This window comes from Sulfuriroseicoccus oceanibius (genome assembly GCF_010681825.2).
Lineage (GTDB): Bacteria > Verrucomicrobiota > Verrucomicrobiia > Verrucomicrobiales > SLCJ01 > Sulfuriroseicoccus > Sulfuriroseicoccus oceanibius.
Window position 1 is genome coordinate 3,211,166 of record NZ_CP066776.1, and the last position, 18,631, is coordinate 3,229,796.

An 18,631-nucleotide genomic window follows, 5' to 3' on the forward strand; every position below is an offset into this window, starting at 1 on the left:
CTACATTCCCGTCACGCGGAAAGATTGACCGAAATGCTTCGCCTGCTACGCTCTGGCACCTGAACACGATCATCATGCGATTCCGTCCCCTTTCATCCATCCTCCGGTGCGCTGCTATCGCCACCCTCGCCCTGACCGCATCCGTCTCTCAGGCCGCCCCACGCGAAATCAACGCGGTGGTCGCCAAAGTCAACGACCGCATCATCACCAAATCGGAACTCGACCTGATGGTCAAAGGCACGGAGATGTCACTGCGCAGCCAGTACCGCGGCGAATTCCTTGAGGAAAAACTCGAAGAAGCCCGTGAACAGGTATTGGAAGACCTCATCGACCGCGAGGTCATCCTTCACGAGTTCAGCAAACTCGGAGGACAGATCAGCCGCGACTACATCGACGAAGAGGTCAAGGAGGTCATCAAGCGCGACTACGATGGCGACCGCGAAAAGTTCTTCGACTACCTCAAGAAAGTCGGCGTCACCAACCGCAAGTTCCGCGAACTGACCGAAAAGCGACTCATCGTCCAGGCCATGCGCGGACGCGTCACCCGCGACGTCAAACAACCGACCCCATTCGAAATTCAGGAGGAATACGAACGCCTCGCCGAACAAGCCCGCAAAAACGGCGAGGTCAAAATCAGCAAGATCTTCATCCCTCGCGAACTGCCCGACTCGTCCCCTGAAGACCAATTCAAACTCGCTCAGGAGATCCGCAAAAAGCTCGTCGCCGGCGAGGACTTCGCCCAGCTCGCCCGACTCTACTCACGCGACTCCCGCGCCAGTGACGGCGGAGTCTGGCCCGAACTTCCACGCGCCGCTCTGAAAGACGAAATCGCAGAGGCCGCGTTCGACACTCCAGTCGGCAAACTCAGCGAAATCGTCACCGACGACACCGGCTACCACATCATCCGCGTCGATGAACGCAAGGACGGCGCCGTCCCTCCTCTCGACCTCGTTCGCTCCCGTGTCACCCAGCAGGTCGAGATCCGTAAACGCGCGGAAGTCTACGAGCAGTGGATTGACAACGCCCGTAGCAAGGCAATCATCCGCCGCTACTAACCGGATCAAACCAGCATTTTCAACGGGTGCCGTTTCCTTTCGGAGGCGGCACCCGTTTTTTGTTTTGAGACTCCGATCAAAAAGCACACCCGCCGACGCAAAGATCTGTCCATCCGGCACCTCAATTTGCTATAACATTTCTCATTGAACCCGACACGACAATGGAACTGCCCAGTAATCTCCCCAAGCCAAACGTCCCACCAGCAAAAAGCTACCAACCTCCTGGAGCGCAGGACCTACCAACAATCGCATTCACAATCGGCGACGCCGCCGGCGTAGGCCCCGAATTGGTTCACGAGGCAATTTCCTCCGGCATGTTGCCCCGCCGCGTCAATTACCGCGTCTTGGGTGACTCCTCCGGTATCACACCGGGCCAGCCAACCAAAGAGTCCGCTCTGCGTGGCTACGAGGCGCTGCAGGAAGCTGTTCAGCTCCTCCGCGACGGTGAGATCCAAGGCGTCGTGACCGGGCCGATCAACAAAGCCGCTCTCTACGATCAAGGCTTCACCTTCCCTGGCCAGACCGAGTTTTTCGCCCGCTCTTTCGGTGTGGAAAAATACGCAATGTGTCTGACCGGCCCCCACCTCACTGTCGGATTGGCTACCATCCACATCCCACTGCGAGAAGTCCCCGATGCCCTGACCAAGGAAAACATCATCCACGTCGGCGAGCTCCTGCACGACTTCTGCCTCAAGAAAGGCCACCATTACCCGCTCATCGGAGTCGCCGGCCTCAACCCTCACGCCGGCGAAGACGGTCACCTCGGCTCTGAGGAAAAAGAAGTCGTCATCCCTGCGGTGGAGGAGCTCAACCAACGCTTCCCAGGTGTCTTCGATGGTCCGCAGGCACCCGACACGCTCTTCTATCACGCCTACCGTCGCGACTTCCACGCAGTGCTCTGCATGTACCACGACCAAGGCTTGATCCCACTCAAGATGATCGACTTCCGCGAAGGCGTGAACGTCACACTCGGCTTGCCATTCGTCCGCACCAGCCCGGACCACGGTACCGCGTTCAACATCGCCGGCCAAGGCGCAGCCCGCCCCGACAGCATGATCGCCGCGGCCCGTCTCGCCGCCACTCTCGTCTGCGCCGAACAGGCTCAGAAAAACACGTACTAACTCGCGATCTATTCAGTTCCCATCAATGCGCTCCCCCGATCCCACGGGCGGAGCGCATTTTTTGTATTCACGGAATCCGGGGAACATCGGCACCGATCAAGGACTGCACCATCCCCCCGTCCACTGCCGTATCGCTACGCTCCGATAAGGATTTGGATAACGATAAGGATAATGACCTCTGCAATGACACTGCCCCTAATCCAGGTCAGATCCGATGGATCCATCCCTGAATGAGATGCGCAAACCAGCCCAGGGTGACGAGAGCCCGGGCGACCACACTCTGGGACATCCCGCCGCCCCACCAAACGGCCGAGCGTGCGTTGCCTCAGAAGCCCGCAACCAATAAGCATCACTGCGATCCGATTGGGATCGCGATACTGATAGCGATAGCGAATCCGACGCTCAACGCTCCCCATTTGAGGTACATCTCCCTTCAACCAGCAACGCACAAACTGGGTTCTTCCCCGAAGGGGAAATACAAACCAGCCCAGGGTGACGGGAGCCTCTGGCGACCACCCCTAGGACCTCAGTGCAACACCATCCCGGCCGAGCTTGCGACGCCGCCAAAGACAGATCGCCAGCCCGATGACCGCGCATAACGCGCCGTCACACCAAAACCGCCGCTACACCGACAACGTATGCCCGACAAATCCCCACAGAGTGTCGCCATAGCGTTCTTTTGCCCGGCGTAACAACTCACCGCCGACATGTTGTTGCGCCAGTACCGCGATCATCGTTGAGCCAGACCCCGACATCAGCGCGGCGTGTGTTTCCCCTTGATCGAGCAACCACATCTTCATGTCCGCCAGCACCGGATACTTCTCGAATACCGGGCGCTCCAAGCTGTTCACCATCGGTCCCCACGGGCAGATCTGCGGCGCATACAACACAGACTCCAACTCCTGCGACGTGATCCACCGCTTGTACGCATCCGGCGTCTCCACCCCAAAGCCCGGCTTGATCAAAAGCACCGGCAGCTCCCAATCGAAGTTGATCGGCTCGACCACCTCGCCACGTCCGCCAACCCGACACACACCGCCGTAAATGAAAAACGGGATATCGCTACCGATCTCGCCGGCAATCCCAGCCAACTCGGCCTCACCGAGCCCCGCTCCGGTCAGATCATTCAGCGCGCGCAATGTGGCGGCAGCGTCTGAGCTCCCGCCCCCCAACCCCGCACCACTCGGGACCCTTTTGATCAAGCGAATGTTGAAATCCGCAGCCTTCCCCGTGCGCTCGGCAAACAACTTCGCCGCACGGATCACCAGGTTGTCATCGTTCACCGGCAGATCGTCCGCCCCATCGATCACCAAACCCGGTCCCTCTCCCTCGTCCCCCGGCTCGAAGACCAAGGTGTCAAACAGCGACACCCCGGTCATCGTCGACGAAATCTCATGGAACCCATCCTCCCGCTTGCCCAACACACTCAGATCCAGGTTGATCTTGGCATGGGCCGCCACTTCGTAAGGAAACACAGGAGAGGAGGAAGAATCAGACATCGCCACAACCTCGCCACAATGCCCGCCCACCTCAAGCGGGAATGCGCCGCATTTCACACGGTACGGCCCTGCACGACGCCCGCGGAGCCAAAAGCTCGCTGAAGGCGAGTCTCATAACAGCCTGGGGTCAGCGAGCCTCCGGCGAGCGCCACCCCAGGTAAGACCACACAACGTTTCCCGCCGAGCTCTCGACCCCACCGAAGCCCAGCAAGCCCCCCGATGGCGGCCCTCCTCACGATTGGACACTCTGGTTCAGTGCGATTTTGGATAGCCCGACAGCCCCAACCATCCCAGCACACGCAAATCATCCATATGGAAAATCTAATCGCACAAAACCACCGAAGCCAAACCTCACGACAGCTCACCGGTTTTCGTCCTGGGCCTGTCGCTGGCGCTCGCGTTGTTCTTGTTGGGCGTTGCGTTGATTCTGACGTTGTTCTCCCTGCCGCTCCCTTTGGAGCTCCCTCTGCTCGCGCTGTGCTTGGTTCCCACCGCCTACCGGTGGTCGGTCCGGTTTGCATTTGCACTTCCGCTTGCAGCCGCAGGCTTTCTCGTCCTTGTCGCCACCCCGCCGGGCTTCGCGTTTCTCCGCGCGCTCCCGTTTCAAGCGCTCAAGCTTTTCCTTATGGGTTTCGCGGTGCCGTTTCTCACGCCCATGAGCCAAATCTCCAACAGCCAGCCACGCGGCAACTCCCACCATCGATAATCCAATCCACCTCATAATATCCTCCAATACGACACGAGCCGCCATGCCTGCCCCGCATTCCCATTAATCCCTGAAGGATCCCCGACCACTCCGATCATCCGCCGATTGGACCGACCCTGCATGGCTTCCACCATTCAGGCCCATCGATTTCCCACGGCGTTGCCGTGGGCTGCGCTAGTTCGCACCTCCGGTGCTCTCTTGCATCCCGCTACCCGCACACCGCGGATCCACGCTCGTCCGACGTCATTGAATGCCACCCAGCCCACGTACTCGGATCCCACCCAGCGCCGGAGGCGCGACCCAACATAGCCCATGGCGAAGCCATGGGATCACGCCCGCCCCCACATCGAGCCCTGCAAGGGCGGTCTAATACCCCGCACACAGCCCAGCGCGCATCACACCAACTCCGTTCCACCCTCGCAGTCCGGCACCTGCGGCGAATGCGGATAGCTCTCACCCGCCAATGCCTTCGCCGTCGACGCCCAGAACGACGCCAGCCCATACGAAAGCCCCACGACCACCCCCAGATCAATCACACCCCGCCATGGCTGCGGACACTTCGAAACCAGGAAAACCAACAGCGCAATCGCAACCGTCAGAATCGTAACCGTGAGACGCGTCTTACGGGTCGCGTGGAAAAAGCCCATCACAAACACCGGAGCGACCAACACATGCAGCGGCACCGGATGATCTCGCAAATAGCGCACCCGCGCCGCCGACCGTGGCGAAAACTTCTTCTGAAACCCCTTGTAGCCCTCGCTGTAAATCATGAACACAGCAAACACCCCCATCACCACCCACTGAAACGTACTCAACCCCATTTCCACCGCCTCCATCACACGCGGGGCCAGACGGTAAATCGCACTGCCCAACAGACAAGACACGCCAACCGTTCCCCAAAGAGCTCCTATGACACCCAAAATTCGCATCCGGTAGACTTGTCGAAACTCGGATGCATGTAAAGTGGCGGGCTAAGATAACTCTCCCCGCACGACTTCTCCCCATCATCCTAATGTCCAAATCCAAAGCACGCACCCAGCACGGACTGATCTTCCTCACCGTCCTCGTCGACCTCATCGGCTTTGGCATCGTGATCCCATTGCTCCCGCTCTACGCCGAGCACTTCAACGCGGGCTTCGTCGAACTCGGCATCCTGATGGCGCTGCACAGCGGAATGCAGTTTCTCTTCAGTCCACTGCTCGGCCGCTGGTCGGACAAAGTCGGCCGCCGCCCGGTGTTGATGATCTCGATTGTGGGCAACGTGATTGCCTACAGCGTACTCGCCGGAGCGTCCTCCTTGTGGATGCTCTTCCTGGCGCGTTTCCTTAGCGGCGTTTCCTCCGCCAACATTTCCACTGCCCAGGCCTACATGGCGGACATCACGCCACGGGAAAAGCGCGCCGGAGCCATGGGCATGATCGGCGCGGCCTTCGGCATCGGCTTCGTGCTTGGGCCTCTGATTTCGGCCACCACCTCCGGATTTGGCATCCACGTGCCGTTCCTCGTGGCCGTCGGGCTTTCGCTCTTCAACGCGTGCTGGGTCGCGTTCAAGCTTCCTGAGAGTCTTCCGCCGGCCAAGCGCAAACCCGGTATGGGCAAGCTGTCCATCCTCCCACACCACCGGCTGGCAGAAGTGGGCGACGTCGACCGCGGCTGGCTGCTGCGCCTGCTCAGCGTCTACTTTCTCAATGTCACCGCCTTCTCCGGCATGACCACCTTGTTCGTCCTCTTCACCAACCGCCGCTTCGGGTTTGAAGAAGCGCAAAATGGCTGGCTCTTCACCTTGGTCGGCGTCATCGGCGTGGTGATCCAAGGCGGCATGATCCGGCGCATCGAGCCCAAGGTCGGAGCCTACAAACTGGCACTCCTCGGTGCGATTATCCTGGCCGTCACCCTCACCCTCATGCCGTGGACATCGAACTGGACACTCCTTATTCTGTTCACCATCCTCGTCGCCACCGGCAACAGCCTCGTCCAGCCATCCCTCAACACCATCGCCTCTCGCATCGCCTGCGACCAATCCCAAGGCACCGTACTCGGGCTGATGGCCAGCTCCGGCAGCCTCGGCCGCGTCGTCGGCCCGGTGGTCTGCGGCTGGCTCCTCAGCTCCAATGTCGGCCCGGGCTTTGGCTCGCTCGCCCTGTGGTGCGCCGGTGGTGTTGCGGTTCTCGCCGCGCTCGCGCTGGCTTCTCTCGGCGGTCCCGCACCTCATCAACGCTAGCCCGCCGAACACAAAAAACTCCGCGCACCACAAGAAAGCGATGCGCGGAGGCTATAGGGTTGAAACTCTAGGCGGCTACCAAATCTGCGGGCAACTCGCTGTCTGTGTTGATCTCCACCACCTTGGTGCGGCCTTTATCACCTGCTACCAACCGCAGATCCTTGGTCCGCACGCCCCATACATGGGACAAGAACCGAATCAGCTCGCGGTTGGCTTTGCCGTCTACCGGTGGAGAGTTCAATCGGATACGTAGCATGCGTTCGTGACCTCGAATGTCATCGGCCGCGGGCTCCCACCCAACGATCTGACTCTTGCGAGAATTCGGGACGACACGAACGGCAACTTGCATCTGATTTTGCATGATTTTGCTTTCTGTAATTAGGAGGGTTCTTTCTGGGGGGAATCCGATCCACCGTGGATCACAGACGAAACCGAGCCGCCAAAAACCGCTCGGCACCGCAATTCTCCAAGCGGATGATTGGATCGGACATTTTGTTTGTTCCCGGAGGTGAATCCGAGCACAGGGATGAGACTAGGGATTCCGTTTTTCGGGATCAACCAAGATCGTTCGGACTGCCTCGCGACCCTTGATTTCACCTTGGAAAAAAGTTTCCCCAGCCACACCCAGACCACCGATCCTGCAGCCGGATTTCTTCTAATTTCCGCAAAAAATCGGGCGAAGCACCCATACGATCTCGTCAGAATTCCCGACCAATTTCGCTGCTACCTACGCTGATCCCTGTGCGCGCGGTTATTGAATTCCAACCTTTCCCATGATCGCAGCGTGACTTAGATTAGATCTGCTATGTTTGAGAATATTGACTGGGCATCCTTTTCTACCGGAGCTGGCTTCGGGTTGATCGTCGGTCTTCTGATCGCCTCCATCTGCTGGCTCCGCGGCATCGTCGTCGCCCGCGGCCTGCGCAAACAAAAGGAAACCGAAATGACGACCCTACGTGGTGAGATCGACCGCATGCAGGAGCACCTCCACACCCAGATGCGGATCAACGCCAAAGGGAACGAAAAGCTCGAAGCGGAAGTCGATGACCTGCGCAAACAGAACGAAAACCTGCGCATCGAGAACTCATCACTGCGCCAAAAGCCAGGCCACAAGGAGATCCGCCAGCTCGAAGTCTACGACCGCGCCGTCCAGAAAATGAACGCCCGCGCCCCGGGCTTCGCTCCTGCCTGGCAGTCCGCCCTGGCCGAGGCCGAAACCGAACAACACAACGCAGAAGGCGGAGTCGCAGGCTTCGTCCGCCGCATCTTCCGCGGCGGTGGCAGCGCAGCCGACAGTGGAGCCACCATCCCAACCCTCGAAATGTCCGACGATCAAGAAGCGGACAGCTCAAAGTCCGATAAGGACCGCGCGAAAGAACAAAGCAAGTAACCCGGCATTCCCGCCCGCGCCCCATCCATCTCCATGCTGGAATACTCCATCCCCGTCACCTTCAGGCATCGCGCGTTCTTCACCCGCGATGCCTTTTGTGCAGACAATGGCACGCTCATCGACGCCATCGATAGCGACAACCTGTGCGAAAAACGCATCCTCTGCCTGGTCGAAGAATCCGTCGCACTCGACCACCCCTACCTCACCGCCCAGGCCGGCGTCCTGCTCGACAACATCGCCAAAGAAGCCACGGTAGTCACGCTTCCCGGCGGAGAACTCGCCAAAAACTCGATGCAGCTCGTCGATGAAGTGCACCAACTCGTCGACCGCCACCACATCGACCGCCATTCGTTCATCGTCTGCGTCGGCGGCGGCGCGTTCCTCGATGCGGTCGGCTTCGGTGCCGCCACCGCTCACCGCGGCATCAGACTGATCCGCATGCCGTCGACCACCCTCGCCCAGTGCGACTCCGGAGTCGGCGTGAAAAACGGCATCAATCTCTTCGGCAAAAAGAACTTCAACGGCTCGTTCGCCGTGCCATGGGCCGTGATCAATGACTTCTCGTTGCTCGCCACCCAACCTGCCGACACCCGTCACATCGGCCTGGTCGAAGCACTCAAAGTCGGGCTCATCAAAGACGCCGCGTTCGTCGAGTTCATTGCCTCCCATGTCGACGAGCTCAATGCCTTCGAGCCCGAGACCGTCGAGCATGTGATCAAAGAATCAGCGCGCCTCCACATGGAGCACATCGCCACCGGCGGCGATCCCTTTGAAAACGGCAGCTCACGCCCACTCGACTTCGGCCACTGGGCCGCTCACAAGCTCGAGCAGATGACCAACTTCGAGTTCTCCCACGCCGAAGCTGTTGCCGTAGGCCTCACGCTCGACGTCCTCTACTCGGCCCGCGTCGGGTTGCTCGACGAAGCCGTCGCCCAGCGTATCATCCAGTTGGTCCGCGACCTCAACTACCCAACCCATCATCCCGCCATGCTCGACCGCTCGGCCACCAGTGGCGAACTCACCGTGCTCGCCGGCCTTACCGAGTTCCGCGAACACCTCGGCGGACAACTCACCGTCTGCATGCTCACCGCCATCGGCCAGGGCATCGACGTCCACGAGATCGACCACGCCCTGATGGACGAGTGCATCCACGAACTCAACGCCGAACTCATCCCGGCGTGAGCGGACGCCCTTCCAGGTGACCTAGCTGGCACGATTGAAGCCGCACAACAGCACCTCAACAAATCCCCGAACAACTCATCCTCCATGTCATCCTCACGCACGGTTGTTCTCGATGTCGTTGGCCTTTCCTCATCGCTGATCAGCGCGGAAAATACGCCCAACATCCTGCGTTTCGCGGATGCGCACGGCGGAGTGACACCATTCTCGCCCACCTTCCCGGCGGTCACTTGTTCCGCCCAGAGCACCTTCCTCACGGGGGAGTCGCCGGCATCCCACGGCATTGTCGGCAATGGCTGGTACAACCGCGAGCTGTGTGAGGTCCAGTTTTGGAAGCAACCCGACCAATTGGTCAAGGGTAGCAAGATCTGGCACAAGCTGCGCGAAATGCGGCCCGATGCCACCACTGCCAAAGTGTTCTGGTGGTACAACATGTACTCGGAAGTCGAGTACTCGCTCACCCCTCGCCCGATGTACCCAGCCGACGGCCGCAAGGTTTTCGACATCTACACCCATCCGGCGAACATTCGCTTCGATATCCAACGAGACGACGAACTCGGTCCGTTTCCATTCTTCAACTTCTGGGGCCCAAAAGCAGGCATCGGCTCGTCGCGCTGGATCGCCGACTCCGCGATGTGGGTCGAGGAAAAGCACTCGCCTACTCTCTCATTAGTCTACCTGCCGCATCTCGACTACCCATTGCAAAAAGTCGGACCGGACCACGAGTCCATCCCCGCAGAGCTCCAGGCCATCGATTCCATTGTCGGTGAGTTGATCGACTTCTACCAAAGCCGCGGCGTCACCGTCCAGATCCTCTCGGAATACGGCATCGAGCCGGTGGACCAGCCGATCCACATCAACCGCATCCTCCGCGATGAAGGGTGGATCACCGTCAAAGATGAACTCGGACTCGAACTGCTCGACGCCGGGGCCTCACGTGCATTCGCCGTGGCGGACCATCAGTTCGCCCACGTTTACCTCAACGACCACTCGCTCACCGACGCCGTGCGCACGCTCCTCGAGCGCACACCGGGCATTGCCAGTGTGGTCACTCCGGAGGAACTCGGCTGGCCTGCAGACAGCACCGCCGCAGATCGCGCGGGCGACCTCATCGCCATCGCCGAGGCCGGTTCCTGGTTCACCTACTACTACTGGGTCGACGACGCGCTCGCGCCGGATTTTGCCCGTACCATCGACATCCACCGCAAGCCCGGCTACGACCCCGCGGAACTTTTCATCGATCCGGAGCTCAAGTTCCCTGCGCTCAAGATCGCCAAGTTCCTAGCCAAGAAAAAGCTCGGCCTGCGCGGACTGCTCGACGTGATCCCACTCGACGCCTCACTCGTCAAAGGCAGCCACGGCCGCATCGACGTCCCGGAACACCACCGCCCCGTCTTCATCGGCCTCAACAGCAAAAAAATCACCGCCGACACAGACGTGCAGGCGGCGATTTTGGAAACGCTGGGCTAACCGAGAAATAGGTCCTATACGACTCATAGGACCTATCGATAAATTTAAGCCTTTTCCGGAGGGTCCACCCACTTCCCGTGTTCGCGGATGAGGTCGATCAGGCGATCCACCGCCTCATCCTGCGGGATGTTGAACTTCACCGCGGTTTTGCCCACGTAGAGGTTGATCTTGTTTGGAGCGCCCCCGACGTAGCCGAAGTCGGCGTCCGCCATTTCACCCGGACCATTCACGATGCAGCCCATCACAGCGATGCGCACACCTTTAAGGTGACCAGTCGCTTCGCGGATCTTCTGGGTTGTGGTTTGCAGGTTGAAGAGCGTACGGCCACAGCTCGGGCACGCCACGTAGTCAGTCTTGAAAATGCGGGCTCCAGCGGCTTGCAGAATGTTGTAAGCCAAGCGCAATGACGCGCCGGTTCCCGGCTCGCCACGCACCAACACCGCATCACCGATGCCGTCACAAAGCAGCGCACCCATCCGGGTAGATGCACGCAACATCGTATCAAGGAAGTCCGGAGCACCGGTCTCGCTCACCGCCTGATAGTTCAGCGTGTCCTTGAGCAACACAGGGTGACGCTCGTCCACGCGGTCAGCCAGCAAGCGGAATGCCGGGATCGCGCGCATATCCACATCGTCGCGCACCGTCACCAGCACCGATTCCTCCAGGGCGTTCACTTTCTCCACCTCGTCGTCGTCCCGTGGATCGATCTCCACCACGCCGGAATCTTCGTACACGATCTCCGGCTGGAACTCGCCCAGATCTTCGATCCGGTCTTTCACCTGGTCGTAGCGGTCCTCGGTCGTGACCACGCGCACGAGCTCGCCGCCACCGGTTGGGATTCCACCAATCTCGATCTTGTCAGACGCGCGGCGGCGGTACTCGAATGGGTTGAAAGCCACCTCAGTGCTCGCGCCCTCGGTCGACTCTTCCTGCAGCTCGTTGTAGTGGGCGGCAATCGCACGCGCCACCGGAATCTCGTGGATCGCATCTTCGGTCAACGACACGCGGATGGTGTCGCCGATTCCATCTTCCAACAACGAACCAATACCGATCGCGCTCTTGATACGCCCGTCTTCGCCGTCACCGGCTTCGGTCACTCCGAGGTGGATTGGATAGTTCCAGTCGTCGCCCTGCGCGTCGAGGTGCGAAACCAACAAGCGGTACGCCTCGATCATGACCTTCGGGTTACTCGCCTTCATCGAGAAGACAAAGCTGTGGTAGTCGTGCTTGCGTGCGATGCGGGCAAACTCGAGCGCGCTCTCAACCATACCCAGCGGGGTATCGCCGTAGCGGTTCATGATGCGGTCGGAAAGCGACCCGTGGTTGGTGCCAATGCGCATCGCCACGCCGCGTTCCTTGCACTCGACCACCAGCGGAGCGAACTGCTCCTCGATCCGGGCCAGCTCGTCGGCGTATTCCTCGTCGCTGTACTCGATCACCGCGAACTTCTTCTTGTCCGCGTAGTTGCCTGGGTTGACCCGCACTTTGTCCACCCACTTCACCGCTTCGAGCGCGGCATCGGGCTTGAAGTGAATGTCCGCCACAATCGGGACCTCGCAGCCCTGCGCACGCACCTGGCCCACAATGTTCTCCAGGTTCGCCGCGTGGCGTTTGGTCTGCGCCGTGATCCGCACTACCTCGCAGCCGGCCTCGGCCAGCTCCAGCACCTGTGCCACTGAGGCTTCGGTGTCCAGGGTATCGGACGTGATCATCGACTGGATGCGGATCGGATTGTCTCCGCCCACACCGACTCCCCCCACCATGACCTCACGGGTCTTGCGGCGGTTGTAGCGGTATGGGTTTTGCCAAGGTGCGCGGATAGCGGACGATTCGGTGCTCATGCGGTCAATCGGTCGAGAATTTCAGGTCGGAAAGTGTTACTGGGCGGCTGCCTCGGAGGGAGCTTCTTCGACTCCCTCAGGCTGAGGGAACACGAGCGGCTCCCTCGTTCCACCACCAAAGAACGACTTGGTGTCGAGAATGGTCAGGTAGGCCATCAAACTCAGAAGAGCAATGGCAAATCCTGTTTGTACCACTTCCAGCACGCGGCCGGACATCGGCTTTTTGCGGATCCACTCGCCGATCGCCATCACGATGTGCCCACCATCGAGCACTGGCAGCGGCATCATATTGAGAATCGCCAGGTTCACGTTGATCAACACAGCCAACGCCAACGCCTTCATCCAGCCATCATCGGAAAGCATCGCGTAAAAGCCCCGTCCGATCGCCACCGGACCGCCCATGTCTTTCACCCCCACATCCGAGGTCGGCGACAACAGCGCCCCGAACATCTTGAAGATCGCCGTGGCACTACGCGAAATCTGCGAGCCAACCGACGGATGCTCGATCGTCCTTTCACCAGCGCCCCAGCCCAAGCCAAGCATGTAGCGCTCGGTCAGCACCTCAGGCGACAATGGCTGCTGCGGCGTCACCTTCAAAGTCTGCAACACCACGCCCTCGTTCTGTGGCAATTTGCGGCTCACCGTAATGGTCAGCTCTTTGCCTTCGCTCTCGTCGACGAATGGAGTCACTTGGTACGAGTACTCAATCGGCTGGTCATTCACCGCCACCACCCGGTCGCCCGCAAGCATTCCCGCGCGCTCGGCCGGTCCACCCTTGGTCACACCGGCCACCACGGCTTCCACCGCGCCGTCGATCTCCAATCGACGCACCATCCCGCGGTCGAACCATCCGCTCTTTTCCTTCTCCGCCACTGGCACGGTTCGCACCACCGGCTCGGTCTGGCCGACTGGAATCACGGTCACATCGACAGTAGGTCCTTCACTGAAGGCCACCTCGCTCATCACACCACCGGCGGAGGCATACCACCCGTCCACCGGCGTGTCGTTGATCTTCAAAATCTTGTCGCCACGCTGCATTCCGGCCTCTTCTGCCCCTGAATCCTCAGCCACCCAGCCGACCGTCGTGGTCTTTTCCGCGGTGTACATCGGCGTTCCCACCAGGTTCACAATCACCGCCAGCACCACAGCCAACAGCAAACTGAACAAAGGCCCGGCAAACGCCACGATAATCTTGTCCAGCGGCGAAATCTTCGGCAACGCATCGCGCTGAGAGGCATCCCCACCCTCGATGGTCTCCATTGGCGCCATCTGCGGCAACGCCACAAAGCCACCCGCCGGAATCCAACCAAGCCCCCACTTCACACCGTTCACTTCCTTGTGCCACAGCGGCTTGCCGAACCAAATCTGGAACCGGTCCACCTTCAACCCACGCCACTTCGCCGCCCAATAATGACCCAGCTCGTGAACCACGATCATTAGGTTGAACAACAAAACCACTTCAAAAATCGTCAGCGCAACCTTTCCAATTGAGATCAATGCATCCATACGGCTTGGAACTTCGCCTATCGTCCCCAGCGATGAAAGGAGAAAAGTGCCGCATCGCCGATGTCTCGTGAGGTATTTTCCCCACCGATTCCGCGATCAGCTGGTTTTCAACACCACCGCTCCCAATCCCCCGACCGCGCATTCTCCTCGTCTGCGGAGAATAGCCCCTCGGGCAGATGCCGCCGATCCGGTAATCTTTGCAAAAACACGCCCGCTCCCCGTGCGGAGACTCACTTCTTCCGCGTCCAACGCACTTTCACGGTGCCTGCATCTTCTACCGATTTCCCCTCGTTGTCCTCCAATGCGAAATCGACTCCGTTGTCGACCCGCTTGATCCGGATCGTCCCGCCGCCCAAGGCAACCTCTTCGAGTTTGTGCCAATCGGTGTCAGCATCCAACCCCAACAACGGCCCCATATCCTGGCTTCGCTCATCCCCTTCGGATTTAATGGTGATCTCAGTCCCCTTGACTAGGAATGTCGCCTCCTCGTCGCCCGGTCCCATTTTCGCAAGCCAGCCCCCATCGTCTTGCTTGGTGAAATGCATCGGCTGACCGGCCTCTGGAGCCTGAACCGTGAACGACGACACATCCGCCGGCACAATGTTGAGAATAATCACGAGAATCAGCGAAAACAGAGAAGTAGCCATAGCGCGGCACGTTTACACAGACTCGCTAGATCCATCCATCAAAAAACCAGCATAATCCCAACCCATCCTTAGCTAGGGCACACTGGGATCACACGGCGTCGCACCGACGGCAGGAAGGCTCACGCAAAGCCCCAAAGATCCCAAAGGAAAGCCTGCTCCGGCGACGAGGGTGGGAACGGCGGTCACCGGTGGTCGCTTTTTTTTCCGCAGATTACAGGATTGAGGGGATTTGAAGTGGATTGGGGTAAGTCACTCAGTATGACTTGAACCGCTCTCTATCCCGCGGCCGCGGGATAGCTCCATCGCATCCCGTCCGTCCACCATTCCACGATGGACCAACGACACTCCTGTCGTTGCTAGCAAAGCCCCGTCATCAGCTCGCGCCCCGGGACCGCCGTGAATCAAGCGCAGTGAATTCGATCAGGATTTGGATTGGGATAAAGATACAGCCCCTCGAACTATGCACGCGCAGCGCTGATAGGGGTAGGGACGGCTCATTGGCTTGCGCCGCCTCTCCCTCCGAACAGTGGGGCGGACCTCCCGCGCGCGCACGCTAATCCTCACAGCCCCAACTTACCACGCACGTCCTCCGCGCTCATCCCCGCCTCGCGCAGCGACCGGATCGACCGTGCGTCATCGCGCTTCGCAAGCCGTTTACCGGACTCGTCACAGATCAACCGATGGTGCTCCCACTCGGGAACCGGCAGCCCCAACAACTGCTGCAACAAGCGGTGGATGTGCGTCGACTCAAACAAATCCTCACCGCGCGTCACCAGGGTCACCCCTTGCGCCGCATCGTCCACCACCACCGACAAGTGATAGCTCGTGCCCGCATCCTTGCGCGCCAATATCACATCGCCAAACATCTCAGGCCGCGCCACTTGCTCGCCACGCGCCCGGTCCACCCAGCGCAACTCACCAGCCAGATCCACCGCCTTGGCCATGTCCAGCCGCCACGACACCAGGTCCTCAGCAGTGACCGCCATCCGCGCCGCCCTATCATCCGCACTCAACTGCCGACAAGTCCCAGGATAATGCGCGCCATCCGGCCCGTGCGGAGCCGACGGCATGGCCGCAATTTCCTCGCGGATCTCACGCCGCGTGCAAAAACACGGGTAGAGCACGCCCAACGCATCGAGCTGCGCCAACGCATCGCGGTACGCATCCATCCGCTGCAACTGCGGCGTCACTTCCTCGTCCCAGTCCAGCCCTAGCCACCGCAAATCCTCGTAGACCGCGTCATAATATTCAGGCCGCACGCGACTGGCATCAATGTCCTCCATCCGCAAAAAGAACCGCCCGCCCACACGCCGCGCCCGCTCATGCGCGAAAATCGCCGCATACGCGTGCCCCAGGTGCAACCACCCGGTCGGACTCGGTGCAAATCGTGTGACTTCACTCATGTAGCGGAGGGTTCCGTTTTCTTCTTAGACAGGATTCACATGATGCACATGATTGATCGCTGTCGCGATGATTTCCCTACCTCCCCAAACGAGGAAATGCAACTCAACCGCCAAGGCAACGGTTCAATCGGCTTAATCGTGTTGTGTGGCATGGTCTACTCCTTCCCCGAAGGGGAAATGCAAACCAGCCCAGGGTGACGGGAGCCTCCGGCGACCTCACCCTGGGATTCCCCGCAACCCAATTCACCCGGCCGAGCCTACGACTCCGCAAAAACACATCACTCACCCGACGGCCGCTCAACACGCACCGTCACGCCCCCACCCCAAATCATGTGCATCATGTGAATCCTGTCTAAGAAGAAAACTACCCCTCCGACGCCTCATGCGCGGCGACGATTTCCAACACATCACCGCCAAACTTCTGCGCCTTCGCCGGCCCCACCCCGGAAATTTCCAGCAACTCGTCATCGCTCTCCGGCTTTGCCGCCGCAATCAGCTGCAAGGTTCGGTTCCCGAAAACCACATAACTCGGCACGTTGTCGAACTTGGCGCGCACATTCCGCCACTGCTTGAGCTTCTCCAGCAACACACGGTCACAATCAACCGGCGGCTCGCTGTCGCCGCCACGCCCGCCGCTGGCAAACCCAGTCACCTTCGGCCACACCATGGAGAACTCACTCCCATTCGTCATCACGTCCGCCCCCTCGGGCGTCAGTGTGATCAGCGGATAATCCCCCATCTCCGTCCTGAGCAGGCCCGCGCGTTCCATGCTCGTCAGCAACCGCCGCACGTAATCCGCTCCATATTCCTTGAGAATGCCATAGGTCGACAGCTCATCGAGCCCGGCACTGAGGATGTCCTTCGCCCTGCTGCCGACCAACATATTCACCACCTTGCCGCGGCCAAAACGCGCCACCCACCCGCCGTCACGCTTCCAGCTCATCCGCGCCACGCCGGCCAATGCCTTGCGCGCACGTTCCATCTCCGCCCCCGTCGGCTCACGACGGTCCACCATGGTGAACCCACCACCCGCGCCGTGACCATTGCCGCCACAGTTGTCACAACTGCCACACGGACGCGCCGACGGATCGCCAAAATAACGCAAGATCGCCTCCTGACGACAGCCGTGCTCGTAGCACAAATCCACCATCGACTTCAGCTTCGCCCGGTCCCGCCTTTCTTTCTCCTCCAACCCCGCATCGTCCAAAACCACGTCGCGCGCCAGCACGTCAGGCTTGAGCAAACGAGTCCCCCGCCGCCGCGATCCCGGAATATCAAAGCGCTCGATATACCCCGCCCGGGCCAAAGTCGCGATCGCGCTGCTGATCGCCATCGTGTTCTTCACCTCCACCTGGTCGGCCAACTCCTCACCGGTCAGCTGCACTTCGTGGTTGGCATCTTGGAAATTGAGCAGCCGCTGGTAGACGTTGCGGATCAGTTTTGCTCCCGGATTCGAGCCATCGATGAAAAACTCCTGCGTCCTCGTGTCCGCGTAGTTGAACATCAACTCACAGTACGAACGCTCGCCGTCACGACCGGCACGCCCCGCTTCCTGATAGTAAGCTTCCACACTCCCCGGGATCTCGAAGTGGACGACAAACCGCACGTCCGAGCGGTCAATCCCCATCCCAAACGCATTCGTCGCCACCGCCACATCCACCTCCCCGGACACAAACTGCTCCTGCGCCGCACTGCGCGACGCATCATCCATCCCACCGTGGTACGCCACCAGCCGCACCCCGTGCGCCTGCAGCTCATTCGACACCTTCTCCACCGACTTGCGCGTCGCGCAGTACACAATTCCCGTCTTCCATTGGCCGACAATCCGCACGATCCGCTCGTACTTCGTCTTCACCTTGGCGCATTCGTGGATATTCAAACTCAGGTTCTCGCGCTCGAACCCACTGACCTCCTCCAGCGCCGATTGCAAACCGAGCTGGTCGCGGATGTCGTTGCGGACAATCGGAGTCGCCGTTGCGGTGAAGGCAGCCACCGTCGGGCGCCCCGCCGCTTCCACCGCCTTGCCCAGCCGCATGTAGTCCGGACGGAAATCATGCCCCCACTGCGACAAACAGTGCGCCTCATCCACAGCAAACAACGACACCTTGATGTCGCGCAATGAGTTCAAAAACATCTGCGAGCGGAAACGCTCAGGTGCCACATAGACCAACTTGTAACGACCCTCCGCCATCCCAGCCAAGCGCTCGCGCTGCTCCGCCAGCCCGATCGAGCTATTGATCATCGTCGCGCTGATCCCCTTGTCGTTCAGCGCATCGACCTGGTCCTTCATCAACGCGATCAGCGGCGAAATCACCAAAGTCACCCCGTCCATCACCACCGCCGGCAACTGGTAACACAACGACTTACCGCCACCCGTCGGCATCACCACCAGCGCGTCCTGCCCCGACACAATCGCCTCCACCACCTTGCGCTGCCCACCCCGGAACTCACGGTGCCCGAAATATTGTTCCAGCGCGTCCTCGAGCGATTCACTTCCTGCAGTCGTCATCGCCGCGACGATGGCATTGATTGGCTCCAGATTCCAGAGGGAACAACAACGCCACAGCAAACGGTTCCGCGATCAAAGCCGGAG

General features: G+C 60.1%; 15 protein-coding genes. 6 read left to right on the top strand and 9 right to left on the bottom strand.

Annotation, left to right across the window (positions count from 1 at the left end; translation table 11 throughout):
* Positions 1-74: 74 nt before the first annotated feature.
* Positions 75-1,055 carry a peptidylprolyl isomerase gene (locus tag G3M56_RS13005; protein ID WP_164365269.1) on the top strand — a complete coding sequence of 327 codons (981 nt, stop codon included), beginning with the start codon at positions 75-77 and terminating at the stop codon, positions 1,053-1,055.
* Between the two features lie 161 nt (positions 1,056-1,216).
* Positions 1,217-2,176: a 4-hydroxythreonine-4-phosphate dehydrogenase PdxA gene (pdxA, locus tag G3M56_RS13010; protein ID WP_164365268.1), complete on the top strand. Its 960-nt coding sequence runs from the start codon at positions 1,217-1,219 to the stop codon at positions 2,174-2,176.
* 623 nt (positions 2,177-2,799) lie between these two features.
* Here pdxA and ispE read toward each other — a convergent pair.
* The 3 genes from ispE to G3M56_RS13025 all read right to left on the bottom strand — a co-directional run bounded on the left by ispE (position 2,800) and on the right by G3M56_RS13025 (position 5,265).
* Entirely contained in the window at positions 2,800-3,675 is an 876-nt protein-coding gene (gene ispE, locus G3M56_RS13015) for a 4-(cytidine 5'-diphospho)-2-C-methyl-D-erythritol kinase (RefSeq protein ID WP_164365267.1), read from the bottom strand.
* Positions 3,676-4,036: 361 nt separating this feature from the next.
* A complete protein-coding gene (locus tag G3M56_RS13020) occupies positions 4,037-4,396 on the bottom strand; it encodes a hypothetical protein (protein WP_164365266.1) in 360 nt (119 codons plus the stop codon).
* A gap of 380 nt (positions 4,397-4,776) precedes the next feature.
* Entirely contained in the window at positions 4,777-5,265 is a 489-nt protein-coding gene (locus G3M56_RS13025) for a hypothetical protein (protein ID WP_164365265.1), read from the bottom strand.
* A gap of 128 nt (positions 5,266-5,393) precedes the next feature.
* Here G3M56_RS13025 and G3M56_RS13030 point away from each other — a divergent pair, with 128 nt between their 5' ends.
* Positions 5,394-6,602, top strand: coding sequence for an MFS transporter (locus tag G3M56_RS13030; RefSeq protein ID WP_164365264.1), 1,209 nt, complete (start codon positions 5,394-5,396; stop codon positions 6,600-6,602).
* A gap of 67 nt (positions 6,603-6,669) precedes the next feature.
* On the opposite strand, the gene G3M56_RS13035 is transcribed toward G3M56_RS13030, so the two are convergent.
* On the bottom strand, positions 6,670-6,963 hold the full coding sequence (locus tag G3M56_RS13035) for a DUF167 domain-containing protein (RefSeq protein WP_327786992.1): 294 nt from the start codon (positions 6,961-6,963) through the stop codon (positions 6,670-6,672).
* 444 nt (positions 6,964-7,407) lie between these two features.
* On the opposite strand from G3M56_RS13035, the gene G3M56_RS13040 reads away from it, so the two are divergent.
* The 3 genes from G3M56_RS13040 to G3M56_RS13050 all read left to right on the top strand — a co-directional run bounded on the left by G3M56_RS13040 (position 7,408) and on the right by G3M56_RS13050 (position 10,641).
* Positions 7,408-7,992 (top strand): hypothetical protein, encoded by a 585-nt coding sequence (locus G3M56_RS13040; RefSeq protein WP_164365262.1) that lies wholly within the window; start codon positions 7,408-7,410, stop codon positions 7,990-7,992.
* Between the two features lie 33 nt (positions 7,993-8,025).
* Complete coding sequence (locus tag G3M56_RS13045) at positions 8,026-9,174, top strand: 3-dehydroquinate synthase (protein WP_164365261.1); 1,149 nt, start codon at positions 8,026-8,028, stop codon at positions 9,172-9,174.
* An 84-nt stretch (positions 9,175-9,258) separates the two neighbouring features.
* Positions 9,259-10,641 carry an alkaline phosphatase family protein gene (locus tag G3M56_RS13050; RefSeq protein WP_164365260.1) on the top strand — a complete coding sequence of 461 codons (1,383 nt, stop codon included), beginning with the start codon at positions 9,259-9,261 and terminating at the stop codon, positions 10,639-10,641.
* A 44-nt stretch (positions 10,642-10,685) separates the two neighbouring features.
* Here the strand turns inward: G3M56_RS13050 and ispG are convergent, their stop codons facing one another.
* The 5 genes from ispG to G3M56_RS13075 form a co-directional block, all read right to left on the bottom strand.
* The gene (gene ispG, locus G3M56_RS13055) at positions 10,686-12,482 is read right to left on the bottom strand and encodes a (E)-4-hydroxy-3-methylbut-2-enyl-diphosphate synthase (RefSeq protein WP_164365259.1); all 1,797 of its coding nucleotides are present in this window, start codon (positions 12,480-12,482) and stop codon (positions 10,686-10,688) included.
* Between the two features lie 36 nt (positions 12,483-12,518).
* Positions 12,519-13,988: an RIP metalloprotease RseP gene (gene rseP, locus G3M56_RS13060; protein ID WP_164365258.1), complete on the bottom strand. Its 1,470-nt coding sequence runs from the start codon at positions 13,986-13,988 to the stop codon at positions 12,519-12,521.
* A gap of 230 nt (positions 13,989-14,218) precedes the next feature.
* On the bottom strand, positions 14,219-14,635 hold the full coding sequence (locus G3M56_RS13065) for a hypothetical protein (RefSeq protein WP_164365257.1): 417 nt from the start codon (positions 14,633-14,635) through the stop codon (positions 14,219-14,221).
* 560 nt (positions 14,636-15,195) lie between these two features.
* Complete coding sequence (gene gluQRS, locus G3M56_RS13070; RefSeq protein ID WP_164365256.1) at positions 15,196-16,038, bottom strand: tRNA glutamyl-Q(34) synthetase GluQRS; 843 nt, start codon at positions 16,036-16,038, stop codon at positions 15,196-15,198.
* Positions 16,039-16,402: 364 nt separating this feature from the next.
* A complete protein-coding gene (locus G3M56_RS13075; RefSeq protein ID WP_164365255.1) occupies positions 16,403-18,547 on the bottom strand; it encodes a RecQ family ATP-dependent DNA helicase in 2,145 nt (714 codons plus the stop codon).
* Between the last annotated feature and the right edge of the window lie 84 nt (positions 18,548-18,631).